The following is an 11,706-nucleotide window of genomic DNA, read 5'->3' on the forward strand; positions in this document are numbered from 1 at the left end:
TTCCATCACTTACGGAGGCAATGCCATGACCACCATCCACTACCGCACCGCCAACGTCGACGGTTTCAACGTGTTCTATCGCGAGGCCGGTCCGGCCGACGCGCCGAAGCTGCTCCTGCTCCACGGCTTTCCGTCCTCGAGCCATATGTTTCGCGACCTGATCCCATTGCTTGCGGATCGTTTCCACATCGTGGCGCCGGATCTGCCCGGCTTCGGTCTCTCCGACATGCCGCCACGCGAGGCGTTTGGTTACACCTTCGACCACCTCGCCGATGTGATCGATCGCTTCACGGAAGTGGTGGGTTTCGACACATTCGCCGTCTACGTCTTCGATTACGGCGCGCCCACGGGCTTCCGCATTGCGGCCCGCCACCCCGAGCGGATCACGGCGATCATCTCGCAGAACGGCAACGCCTATGAGGAAGGGCTGAGCGAAGGGTGGAACCCGATCCGCGCGTACTGGCAAGACCCCTCGCCGGCGAATCGCGAGGTGTTGCGAGACATGCTGAAGCCGGAAACCACGCGCTGGCAGTACGTGCATGGGGTGAGCGACGAGTCGAGGGTGTCGCCCGACGGCATCGCGCTCGACAACCATTACCTGGCCCGCCCTGGCGCCGATGAAATCCAGCTGGATCTGTTCGGCGACTACAAGAACAACGTGGCGATGTACCCCGCCTTCCAGGCGTACTTCCGCACGCACAAGCCGCGTTTTCTCGCCGTATGGGGCAAGAACGATCCGTTCTTCCTGCCGCCTGGCGCCGAGGCGTTCAAGCGGGATATTCCCGATGCGGAAGTGCGTTTCTTCGATACCGGCCATTTCGCACTGGAGACCCATGCGCCCGACATCGCGAAGGTCATCGGCGACTTCCTTTCCCGATGAACCCAGGTGCCCAGTAGAGCGTCAGTGGACGCTCATGGGTGGAGCGGCGGTGAGTGTAAAGGCGGTCTGAACCTCCGGGTGACTGCTTTTTCGCCGCCGCTTCACGCGCTTCGTCCGATGGTTTCCGGTCAAAGGAGACCCAGCCATGCCATCGAGCGTACCGCCCATGTTCGCCGACGATCCTTCGTCGGCCACCCTTCCTTCGAGTCATGAGGCGCCGAGTGCCGACCCCGCACGCGCCGCGGAACCAACCGAGCCGAACGATCTTCGGAACGGGAGCCGCTGAGATCCGCCGGTTATCCGTCCGGCGTCCGCCGCCGTGGCAGTCCGCGCGACGATGCTCTAGGCTCCAACGGCTAGTCCAGCCCGCCTGTCCAGGCTAAATCCCCAACAGCGCTGAGGACTCGATCATGGCTCCATCGAATGACTGGAAGTTCACGCGGCGCGACGTCCTCAAGATGGGCGCCATGTCGGTCACGGCCCTGGCGGCCCCCCGCTTGGTGGCCGGTGGCTCCGAGTCTGGGCTCGGAGCCACGAGCAAGCCGGTAACGGCGAAGGTCGGCATGGAGGTCAACGGCGCGCAACAAGCCTTGGAGCTCGACACGCGCACGACCCTGCTCGACGCCCTGCGCGAGCATATGCACCTTACCGGCACCAAGAAGGGCTGCGACCATGGGCAATGCGGCGCCTGCACCGTCATTGTCGACGGCCGCCGCATCAACAGCTGCCTCACGCTGGCGGTGATGCATGAAGGCGCAAAAGTCACCACCATCGAGGGTCTGGGCAGGCCTGGCAGTCTCCACCCGATGCAGGCCGCGTTCGTGAAGCACGACGGCTACCAGTGCGGGTACTGCACGCCGGGACAGATCTGTTCCGCGGTAGCGGTGCTGGACGAGATCAAGGCGGACATTCCGAGCCACGTGACGGGCGACCTGACGGCGAAGGCCAGCTTCAGCCGCACGGAGGTCCGCGAGCGCATGAGCGGCAACATCTGCCGCTGCGGCGCCTACTCCAATATTCACGACGCGATCGAGGAAGTGGCAGGGGGTGCAGCATGAGGCCCTTCACCTACGAGCGCGCCGAATCGCCGCAGGCGGCCGCCGCCGCCGCCGCGAAGACACCGAACGCCCGGTTCATCGCGGGTGGTACGAACCTGCTCGACCTGATGAAGATCGACATCGAGCAGCCGGCCCACCTGATCGATGTGAATGGGCTGGATCTCGCCCGGATCGAAGGCACGGACGACGGTGGCGTGCGTATCGGTGCGCTGGTGCGCAACACCGACCTCGCCGCCGATGCGCGCATCCGGCGCGACTACCCGCTGCTCTCGCGCGCCTTGCTGGCCGGCGCATCGGGCCAGTTGCGCAACAAGGCCACCACGGCCGGTAATCTTCTCCAGCGAACCCGCTGCCCGTACTTCTACGATACCAACCAGGCCTGCAACAAGCGCCTGCCGGGTAGCGGCTGCGCCGCGCTCGGCGGCTTCAGTCGATCGCATGCCGTCGTCGGCGGCAGCAAGGCCTGCATCGCGGTGCACCCGAGCGACATGGCGGTGGCGATGCGCGCGCTCGATGCCACCGTGGAAACCGTGAAGCCCGATGGCAGCGTGCGCCGCATTCCCATCGCGGACTTCCATACGCTTCCCGGCAACACGCCGCACATCGAGAACGTGCTGACGAAGGGTGAACTCATCACGGCGGTGACCCTGCCCAAGCCTATCGGCGGGCACCAGCTCTATCACAAGGTGCGCGACCGCGCGTCGTATGCCTTTGCCCTCGTGTCGGTCGCTCTGGTGGTTCAAGCCAACGGCAGCGGTCGCGTCGCCCTTGGCGGCGTGGCACACAAGCCTTGGCGCGTGGAGGCGGCGGACGCCGAGCTGCCGAAAGGCGCGAAGGCGGTGGCGGCACGCCTGCTCGCCGGCGCACAGACCACCGACGACAACGCGTTCAAGCTGACGCTGGTCGAACGCACCCTGGCTGCGACGCTGGCCGAGGCGAAGGAGCGCACCGCATGAAATTCGACACGCCCGCCACCACCAATCCCATCGACCGCCTGAAGGTTGTCGGCAAGCCCGTCGACCGCATCGACGGCCCGCTGAAGACCACCGGTACGGCGCCCTATGCATACGAGCGACACGACGTGGCGCCTGATCACGCCTATGGTTACGTCGTGGGGTCGTCGATCGCGAAGGGGCGCATCGTTGCCATCGACACATCGAAGGCGCGCCGCGCCCCGGGCGTGCTCGCCGTCGTCACCGCGCAGAACGCCGGAAAGCTCGGCAAGGGCAACTTCAACACGGCACGCCTGCTTGGCGGTCCCGACATCGAGCACTACCACCAGGCGGTGGCGGTAGTGGTGGCGGAAACCTTCGAGCAGGCGCGCTCCGCGGCACAACTCGTCCATGTCGACTATGCGCGCGCCAAGGGCACATTCGATCTCGCCTCAGCCAAAGGCTCGGCCACGAAGCCGAAGGACGGCAAGCCGGACACAGCGGTGGGCGACTTCGATAAAGCCTTCGCCGCGTCGGCCGTGACGCTGGATGCCACGTACACCACGCCCGACCAGAGCCACGCCATGATGGAGCCGCACGCGACCATCGCGGCGTGGGAGGGCGACAGGCTCACCCTGTGGACGGCAAACCAGATGGTCGATTGGAGCCGCGGCGACGTAGCGAAGACCTTGGGTATTCCGAAAGAGAACGTGCGCCTGGTGTCGCCCTACATCGGCGGCGGCTTCGGTGGAAAGCTCTTCGTCCGCGCAGACGCGATCATGGCGGCGCTCGGAGCGCGCGCTGCTGGAAGGCCGGTGGCCGTTGCCTTGCAGCGTCCGCTCATGATGAACAACACCACGCATCGTCCCGCCACGATCCAGCGCATACGCATCGGCACGTCGAAAGAAGGCAAGATCGACGCCATCGCGCACGAAAGCTGGTCCGGCGACCTTCCCGGCGGCGGTCCGGAAACCGCGGTGTCGCAAACGCGCCTGCTCTATGCGGGCCCCAACCGCATGACCGCGATGCGCCTGGCGGTGCTCGACCTGCCCGAAGGCAACGCCATGCGTGCCCCGGGTGAGGCGCCGGGCATGATGGCGCTGGAGATCGCCATCGACGAGATCGCCGAGAAGGTGGGCATGGACCCCGTCGAGTTCCGGGTGCTCAACGACACACAGGTCGATCCGGAAAATCCCAAGCGGCCATTCTCGCAACGCCGTTTCGTGGAGTGCATGCGCACGGGCGCGAAGAAGTTCGGTTGGGAACGGCGTGCCGCTCGCCCGGGCAGCGTGCGCGAAGGGCGCTGGCTGAAGGGCCTGGGCGTTGCATCGGCGTTCCGCAACAACCTGGTGATGAAGTCCGCGGCCCGCGTGCGTCTGGAGCGTAGCGGGCGCCTCGTCGTCGAAACGGACATGACCGACATCGGCACCGGCAGCTACACCATCATCGGCCAGACCGCCGCGGAAATGCTCGGCCTGCCATTGGACCGCGTGGACGTGCGCCTGGGCGATTCCAGCTTTCCGGTGTCGGCGGGGTCAGGTGGGCAGTGGGGCGGCAACAGTTCCACGGCCGGTGTCTATGCGGCCTGTGTGAAACTGCGCGAGGCGATCGCGCAGAAACTCGGTGTGGACGCGAACACGGCCGTCTTCGACGGCGGCGACGTCGTGGCGAACGATCGCCGTGTGCCGCTGACCAAGGCCGTGGCGGGCGGCGACATCGTGGCCGAGGACGGCATGGAATACGGCGACCTGGACGAGCGCTACCAGCAGTCCACGTTCGGTGCCCACTTCGTGGAAGTACGGGTGGACGCCGCCACCGGCGAGATCCGCATCGATCGCATGTTGGCCGTCTGCGCCGCGGGGCGCATCCTCAATCCCAAGTCGGCACGCAGCCAGGTGATCGGTGCGATGACGATGGGCGTGGGTGCCGCCCTGATGGAAGAACTGGTGGTCGATAAACGCCTGGGCTTCTTCGTGAACCACGACCTCGCGCTGTACGAAGTGCCGGTCCATGCCGATATCCCGCACCAGGAAGTCGTGTTCCTCGACGAGACCGACCCGATCTCCTCGCCCATGAAGGCGAAGGGCGTCGGCGAACTGGGCATCTGCGGCGTGGCTGCCGCGGTGGCGAACGCGGTCTACAACGCGACCGGCGTGCGCGTGCGCGATTACCCCGTCACGCTGGACAAGTTCCTCGACAAGCTGCCGCCCGTCTAATGTAGGAGCCGCTACAGCGGCGAGAGCAATTCGCCTCACGGCTAAACGGCTTCGTGGGCTCCTCGCCGCTATAGCTGCCCGCAGGGCCCGGCTTCCGGGCAGCGTCACAGCCGCTATGCTTGCCGGGTTCCCGCACTTGCACCGGTGAGACCATGGCTGCCTGGACCGACCGCCGTATCCTCGATCTGCTCGCGATTGAGCAGCCCCTTCTGCTTGCGCCCATGGCCGGGGCCGGGCTGGCGCCGCTGGCGATCGCGGTGGCGCGGGCCGGCGGCTTGGGCGCCATTCCCTGTTCGTCCATCAGCGTGGAAAAGGCGACGGCCGAAGTGGTTGCATTCCGCGATGCGGCGAACGGCCCGATCAACCTCAACTTCTTCGCCCATCGCCCCGAAGCACCCACGGCGGAAGCCAATGCGCGATGGCTCGAAAGGCTGGCGCCGTATTTCGAGGAATTCGGCGTCGACGCGAGCGGCCTGCCCCCCGCCGGCGGCCGCGCGCCCTTCGACGAGGCCATGTGCGCCATGGTGGAATCGTTGCGCCCTGAGGTGGTGAGCTTCCATTTCGGCCTGCCGGACGAACGGCTGCTGGCCCGGGTGAAAGCCACGGGCGCGGTGGTGCTTTCCTCGGCCACCACCGTGGCGGAAGGCCGTTGGCTCGCGGAGCGAGGCTGCGACGCAGTGATCGCGCAGGGCTACGAGGCCGGCGGCCACCGCGGCAATTTCCTCACCGACGACATGGCCACTCAGCCCGGCACCATGGCCCTCGTGCCGCAACTCGTCGACGCACTGCACGTGCCCGTGATCGCGGCTGGCGCAATCTCCGACGGGCGTAGCATGGCAGCGGCGCTCTGTCTCGGAGCATCGGCCGTGCAGGTGGGCACCGCGTTCCTCCTGGCCGAGGAAGCGACCACGGTCACGGTGCATCGCCAGGCCCTGCGAGAGGCTCGCGACGACAACACCGCGATCACCAACGTTCTCACCGGCCGTCCCGCGCGCGGCGTGTTGAACCGCGTGATGCGCGAGCTCGGTCCGCTGACCGGAGATGCCTTGCCGTTCCCGCTCGCGGGCGGACCGCTCGCGCCGTTGCGCAAGGTGGCCGAAGCGCGCGGCCTCGGCGACTTCCAGCCACTATGGGCCGGGCAGTCGGCGGCGCTGGCCCGGGACGGTTCGGCCACGGCCATTGCGCGCGACATCGTCGAAGTGGCCGCGCGATTGCTGCGCGTTTGAGCAAGCACCCATCGCCGCTGAAGCGGCTCCCACAGAAAGCGGGGCCAGGAGTTCCGCACCGAGCCCTGTGGAGCCGGTATGCCGGCGATCGGCCCCTACAGAGAGAGCGGGGCCCGGGCTTCGCGGTGCCCTGTGGGAGCAGGCTACGCCGGCGATCCCGCGGCACCGGGCAACGCGCCTAGGGCTTCTGGCCCTGTTCGAGCAGCCAGAGCTTCACATACTTCCGGCGCACGTATTCCACGCGCAGCAGCGCGTAGACGATGCCCCGCCAGCCGTCGAGGAAGCCCGCGCGCAGTACGTAGCCGCGAAAGAAGCGCCACATCGGACTGAGCACGATCTGCGCGAGCGTGGCGCGCTTGCCGGCGGCGAATTCCTCGGTGGCCATCATGTGCGCGTACCGTTCCTGCTTCGCCATCAGTTCGGACAGCGAGCGGTACGGATAGTGGTCGAGGAAGCCGGATAGCATGCGCACCTCGCCGTCGACACTCACCGACTCGTGAATCTCGCGCGGCCCGCGCCAGCCGCCCCGGCGGCGATCGAAAAGCCGCAGCACCTTGTCCGCGCCCGCGTTGCCGTGGCGCATGAAGCGGCCGAAGAAATCGTTGCGGCGATGGAATCGGTAGCCGGCGGCGTCGAAGCCCTTGTCGCAGGCCGCTTCGATGGCCGCGCGGAGATCGGCGCCGACGCGCTCGTCGGCGTCCAGGCAGAGCACCCAGTCGTTCTTCGCCTGCACCACCGCGAAAGCCTTCTGGCTGCGGAAGCCGTCGAAGGGCCGCGACATCACCCGTGCACCCGCATCTCGGGCGATTTCCATGGTGTCGTCGCTGGAACCGCCGTCGACGACGACCATGTCGTCGCAGAAGCCGGCGGCGGAAGCCAGGCAGTCCCGGATGCGATCGGCCTCGTTCTGGGTGATCACGCAGAGGGAAATGGGCCGTAGGGTCATCGAGGTGCGGGGTCGGGTAGCGAGCCGTCATAATGCCACGTCATCCCTTGCGGAGTGCCGCCCTTGCCCGCGTGCCTGATGTTCGCCACCGAGTCTTACGGCCTGCCGATCCTGCGTCCCCTGGCCGCGGCGGCGCGCAAGCGCGGCATAGACGTGGGCTGGGTGGTGCCGGCGGCCGTCGCCGCGCAGCTCACCCCGGACGAACGCCGTGTGCGCAGCCTGCGCGAAGCGCATGCCTTGCGGCCGGAAGCCGTGTACTGCGCCGCGAACTGGGTCTCTCCCGCGTTGCCGGGTATCAAGGTGCAGGTATTCCACGGGTTCAACGCGCAGAAGCGCGAGCCCGACCGTGGCCATTTCGCCATTCGCGGGTTCTTCGATCTCTACGTGACGCAAGGGCCCGCGACCACCGTGCCGTTCGAGGCGCTGGCGCGCGAGCATGGCTATTTCGCCGTGGTCGAAACGGGTTGGCCGAAGCTCGACCCGCTTTTCGGCCCGGCATCGCCGTCCTTGCTGGACCTCCCGCCGCGCGACGGTCGCCCCGTCATCATGTATGCCTCCACCTTCAGCCACCGCCTCAGCAGCGCACCGGCCATGCTGGAGCCGCTGCGGGCCATGATCGCGCGCGGCGACCGGCAGTGGCTGCTCACGTTGCATCCGAAGTGCGACGACGCATTGTTCGCCGCGTATCGCGGACTGGAGGCGCCCAACGCGCGCTTCCTCACGTCCGATCATCTGATCGAGATGGAGCGGGCCGCAGATGTACTCGTCTGCGACACCTCGTCCGTCGTCCACGAGTTCGCGGTGATGGGAAAACCGGTGGTCACGGTGGCGAATCGCGTCCCGCAGCCTTTCATGCTCGACGTGCCGACGCCCGCCGACGTGGACGCCGCCATCGATCGCGCGCTGTCGCATCCGCCCGAACTCATGGCGGCCATCCGCGCGCACGGCGACGACATCCATCCCTATCGCGACGGCCATTCCAGCGAACGCGTGCTGGATGCGGTGGAAGCCTTCCAGCGCGGCGAATTTGGCATGCTGAAGCGCAAACCGTTGAACCTCGTGCGGCGGTTCAAGGCGCTACGGGATATCGGGCAGCTACTCGACACGCGCTGACAAGCCTGGGAATGAGACGAATTCGCAATATTGCGTAGGCGCTGGTCTCTCGGTCATAATTGTAATGAGATTCATTCGCAATAATGACCGCGTCATCGGCCTGCCGGTGGCGTCCGTTCCCGCGGAAGCCCATGACCTTGAACAGAAATATCCTCTCCGTGCTGCTCGCCGGCACATTGGCGCTGCCGACGTCCGTCCTCTCCCAGGACGCCTCCCCTCCAGAGGCTGCCGGCGGCAAGGCCGTCCAACTCGCGCCCGTGGACGTGCACGGCCAGCGGCTGGACGAAGGTTACGCGCGCACCGACGCCAGCGGCGCCACCAAGACCGACACGCCGATCGCGGAAACGCCGCAGGCCATCTCGGTGATTTCGGCCACGCAGATGCTCGACCAGGGCGTGCTCACCGTGCAGGATGCGCTGCGCTACTCCGCGGGCGTGCGTGCGGACGCCTATGGTGTGGACAGCCGCGGTGACGACGCCTTCGTGCGAGGTACCTCGTTCACGCAGTACCTTGACGGGCTTCGCCAGTACTTCGGTTACGCCTATGCGCGCACGGAACCGTACTTCCTCGACCGCATCGAGATCGTGCGTGGTCCTTCGTCGGTCCTGTATGGGCAGGGCACCACCGGTGGCCTCATCGCGCTGAACTCGAAACTGCCGCAGTTCACCGCCTCGCACGAGGTGGAAGCTCAGCTCGGCAACTCGGAGCGCCGGCAGGTCGCCTTCGACTTCACCGGACCGCTGGACGCGGCAGGACACTGGGCCTATCGCCTCATCGGCGTGTATCGCGATTCGGATTCGCAGATCGACCACGTGCCGGACGACCGCGAGGCCATCGCGCCTTCCATCACCTGGGCGCCAGATGGCGACACGCGCTGGACGCTGCTGGCGAACCTGCAATTCGACCACAACGGCACGTCGCTCAACTTCCTCCCGCACGCGGGTACGCTGCTGCCGAATCCGAATGGCCGGATCGATACCCATCGCTTCGTGAGCGAGCCTGGGTTCGATCGCTACGACACGAACCAGAGATCGGTCACCTCCCTGTTCGAGCACCGCTTCAACGACACGTGGAAGCTCGTGCAGAACATGCGCTACTCACACGACAATGTGGACTACCGCACGCTCTACCCGGACGTCTACTCGAACCCGGCATACCCCTTCCTGGATGCCGATGAGCGCACCGTGGCACGGTACAGCTACATCTCGATCGATCGCCACAAGCGCTTCGTCACGGACACCCACGCAGAAGCCGACTTCGACTTCGCGGGCATGCGGCATCGGGTGCTCATTGGCCTCGACATCGGCTATTCGCATACCGACAGCCGCCAGGGCAATGGATACGACGGCGTGCCGTTCGACCTTTACGCGCCGGTGTACGGCAACGGATTCGTCGCGCCCGATGTCTTCCCGATTGCAAGCAGCCGCACTCGCCAGACAGGGCTGTATGCGCAGGACCAGATCAATTGGGGCGATCACTGGATCGCCACCGTGGGCATCCGTCACGATCGCGCCACGCTCACGACGGGCGACGACCGCTCGGTGGACAATGCCACGACCTCACGTTTCGGCGTGATGTATCGCTTCGACAGCGGACTGGTGCCGTACCTGAGTTACACGGAATCCTTCCAGCCGCTCGACAGCCTGGACTTCTACAACCGTCCCTATGAGCCCCTGCGCGGCAAGCAGTACGAGGCGGGCGTGAAGTACCAGCCGCCCGGCTCGCCGACGCTCCTCACCGCGACCTACTACGACCTTCGTGAGGAAAACCGCCTGGCGCCCGATCCGGAAAACCCGCTCAACCAGATCCAGGCCGGCAAGGCGAAAACCCGCGGAGTGGAGCTGGAAGCCTCGACGCGTATCGCATCGCACCTCGACCTCATCGGCACGTACACCTGGACCAAGGCGCAGCCCGACGACGGGACCATCGTGGCGGGTTTACCGAAGAACCAGGGCTCGGTGTGGGGCGTCTATCATGTGAACGATGCGGAAAGCGACGGCCTGAGCTTCGGCGTCGGCGCGCGCTACATCGGCGTGAACTACGACGAAACCGGCACGCTGCGGGTGCCGCACAAGACGCTGTTCGATGCGATGGTCGCGTACACACAGGGCCCCTGGCGGTTCTCGTTGAACGCGGCGAACCTCACCGACCAGGTCTACAACGCAAGTTGCCTCGCGCGCGGCGACTGTTTCTACGGACCGCGTCGCAGCATCCTGGGCAGTGCCCGCTACCGCTTCTGAGCCCACGGGTTGGCATCCGGACGTCCAGACCCGCTAGGATCGGACGTTCGAATCTGGCCGAAGGGGTGTGGGGATGGGCTTTCGCAACTTGCTGGGGGGCGCGCTGCTGGCTGCGCTGACGTCGACGGCGGCTCTGGCCGCACCGCCTCCCGGCCATGCCGGCAATCCTGTGTTTCCCGGCTGGTATGCCGATCCGGAAGCCGCGATCTTCAACGATACCTACTGGATCTACCCCACCACGTCGCTGAAGTACGCCGAGCAGCGCTATTTCGACGCCTTCTCGTCGCTTGACCTCGTGCACTGGACAAAACATCCCCACGTGCTCGACATCAAGGACGTGCCCTGGGCGAAGAAGGCGATGTGGGCGCCCGCGTTGGCCGAGAAGGACGGCAAGTACTACTTCTTCTTCGCCGCGAACGACATCCAGAGCGACAAGGAACTCGGCGGCATCGGCGTGGCGGTCGCGGACAAGCCCGAGGGCCCGTTCCGCGACCTGCTCGGCAAGCCGCTCATCGATGCATTCCACAACGGCGCGCAGCCGATCGACCAGTTCGTATTCCACGACGACGACGGCACCTGGTACATGATCTACGGCGGCTGGAAGCACGCCAATATCGTGAAGCTGAAGCCGGACTTCACCGGCGTCGAGCCGATGGCCGACGGCACGGTGTTCAAGGAGATCACCCCCGCACCGGAATACGTGGAAGGGCCGCTGATGTTCAAGCGCAACGGCAAGTACTACTTCATGTGGTCGGAAGGCGGCTGGACGGGTCCAGACTACTCGGTGGCCTATGCCATCGGCGATTCGCCGCTGGGGCCGTTCAAGCGTATCGGGAAAATCCTCGAGCAGGATCCGAAGGTCGCCACCGGGGCGGGTCACAACTCGGTGTTCCATGTGGCGAAGGATGACTCCTGGTACATCGTTTACCACCGCCATCCGCTCGGCGACACGAACGGGAACCATCGGCAAACGTCCATCGAGCACATGTACTTCGACAAGGACGGGAAGATCCTTCCCGTGAAGATCACGAACGAAGGCGTGAAGGCCAACCCGCTGCGACCATAGCCTAGGCAGTTAAAGCTCGACCTTTCGAC

General features: G+C 66.0%; 9 protein-coding genes. 8 read left to right on the forward strand and 1 reads right to left on the reverse strand.

Going from position 1 to position 11,706, the window contains the following annotated elements; all coding sequences use genetic code 11:
- Window positions 1-25: 25 nt before the first annotated feature.
- The 5 genes from HBF26_RS07500 (at window position 26) to HBF26_RS07520 (ending at window position 6,312) form a co-directional block, all read left to right on the forward strand.
- Window positions 26-880, forward strand: a complete 855-nt coding sequence (locus HBF26_RS07500) for an alpha/beta fold hydrolase (protein WP_167124650.1) — start codon at window positions 26-28, stop codon at window positions 878-880.
- Window positions 881-1,347: 467 nt separating this feature from the next.
- Window positions 1,348-1,938, forward strand: a complete 591-nt coding sequence (gene paoA / locus HBF26_RS07505; RefSeq protein WP_425482981.1) for an aldehyde dehydrogenase iron-sulfur subunit PaoA — start codon at window positions 1,348-1,350, stop codon at window positions 1,936-1,938.
- Window positions 1,935-2,894, forward strand: coding sequence for an FAD binding domain-containing protein (locus HBF26_RS07510; RefSeq protein WP_167124655.1), 960 nt, complete (start codon window positions 1,935-1,937; stop codon window positions 2,892-2,894). The genes paoA and HBF26_RS07510 overlap by 4 nt, the downstream gene beginning before the upstream one ends.
- A complete protein-coding gene (gene paoC / locus HBF26_RS07515; protein ID WP_167124658.1) occupies window positions 2,891-5,086 on the forward strand; it encodes an aldehyde oxidoreductase molybdenum-binding subunit PaoC in 2,196 nt (731 codons plus the stop codon). The genes HBF26_RS07510 and paoC overlap by 4 nt, the downstream gene beginning before the upstream one ends.
- Before the next feature lie 152 nt (window positions 5,087-5,238).
- The gene (locus HBF26_RS07520; RefSeq protein WP_167124660.1) at window positions 5,239-6,312 is read left to right on the forward strand and encodes an NAD(P)H-dependent flavin oxidoreductase; all 1,074 of its coding nucleotides are present in this window, start codon (window positions 5,239-5,241) and stop codon (window positions 6,310-6,312) included.
- Between the two features lie 178 nt (window positions 6,313-6,490).
- Here the strand turns inward: HBF26_RS07520 and HBF26_RS07525 are convergent, their stop codons facing one another.
- A complete protein-coding gene (locus tag HBF26_RS07525; protein ID WP_167124662.1) occupies window positions 6,491-7,258 on the reverse strand; it encodes a glycosyltransferase family 2 protein in 768 nt (255 codons plus the stop codon).
- A gap of 78 nt (window positions 7,259-7,336) precedes the next feature.
- Here HBF26_RS07525 and HBF26_RS07530 point away from each other — a divergent pair, with 78 nt between their 5' ends.
- The 3 genes from HBF26_RS07530 (at window position 7,337) to HBF26_RS07540 (ending at window position 11,677) form a co-directional block, all read left to right on the forward strand.
- On the forward strand, window positions 7,337-8,371 hold the full coding sequence (locus tag HBF26_RS07530) for a CDP-glycerol glycerophosphotransferase family protein (RefSeq protein WP_193569836.1): 1,035 nt from the start codon (window positions 7,337-7,339) through the stop codon (window positions 8,369-8,371).
- A gap of 131 nt (window positions 8,372-8,502) precedes the next feature.
- Window positions 8,503-10,611: a TonB-dependent siderophore receptor gene (locus HBF26_RS07535; protein WP_167124665.1), complete on the forward strand. Its 2,109-nt coding sequence runs from the start codon at window positions 8,503-8,505 to the stop codon at window positions 10,609-10,611.
- Window positions 10,612-10,684: 73 nt separating this feature from the next.
- Window positions 10,685-11,677, forward strand: a complete 993-nt coding sequence (locus HBF26_RS07540; RefSeq protein WP_167124667.1) for a glycoside hydrolase family 43 protein — start codon at window positions 10,685-10,687, stop codon at window positions 11,675-11,677.
- The last annotated feature ends 29 nt before the right edge of the window (window positions 11,678-11,706 follow it).

Origin of the sequence: Luteibacter jiangsuensis (assembly GCF_011742555.1) — a bacterium.
Taxonomy (GTDB): Bacteria; Pseudomonadota; Gammaproteobacteria; order Xanthomonadales; family Rhodanobacteraceae; genus Luteibacter; species Luteibacter jiangsuensis.

Bases quoted from the DNA above. Each gene is read 5' to 3' on its own strand.
- paoC (WP_167124658.1), top strand. From the start codon at position 2,891: ATGAAATTCGACACGCCCGCCACCACCAATCCCATCGACCGCCTGAAG.
- HBF26_RS07535 (WP_167124665.1), top strand. From the start codon at position 8,503: ATGACCTTGAACAGAAATATCCTCTCCGTGCTGCTCGCCGGCACATTG.
- HBF26_RS07540 (WP_167124667.1), top strand. From the start codon at position 10,685: ATGGGCTTTCGCAACTTGCTGGGGGGCGCGCTGCTGGCTGCGCTGACG.
- HBF26_RS07530 (WP_193569836.1), top strand. From the start codon at position 7,337: ATGTTCGCCACCGAGTCTTACGGCCTGCCGATCCTGCGTCCCCTGGCC.
- HBF26_RS07525 (WP_167124662.1), bottom strand. From the start codon at position 7,258: ATGACCCTACGGCCCATTTCCCTCTGCGTGATCACCCAGAACGAGGCC.
- HBF26_RS07520 (WP_167124660.1), top strand. From the start codon at position 5,239: ATGGCTGCCTGGACCGACCGCCGTATCCTCGATCTGCTCGCGATTGAG.
- paoA (WP_425482981.1), top strand. From the start codon at position 1,348: ATGTCGGTCACGGCCCTGGCGGCCCCCCGCTTGGTGGCCGGTGGCTCC.
- HBF26_RS07500 (WP_167124650.1), top strand. From the start codon at position 26: ATGACCACCATCCACTACCGCACCGCCAACGTCGACGGTTTCAACGTG.
- HBF26_RS07510 (WP_167124655.1), top strand. From the start codon at position 1,935: ATGAGGCCCTTCACCTACGAGCGCGCCGAATCGCCGCAGGCGGCCGCC.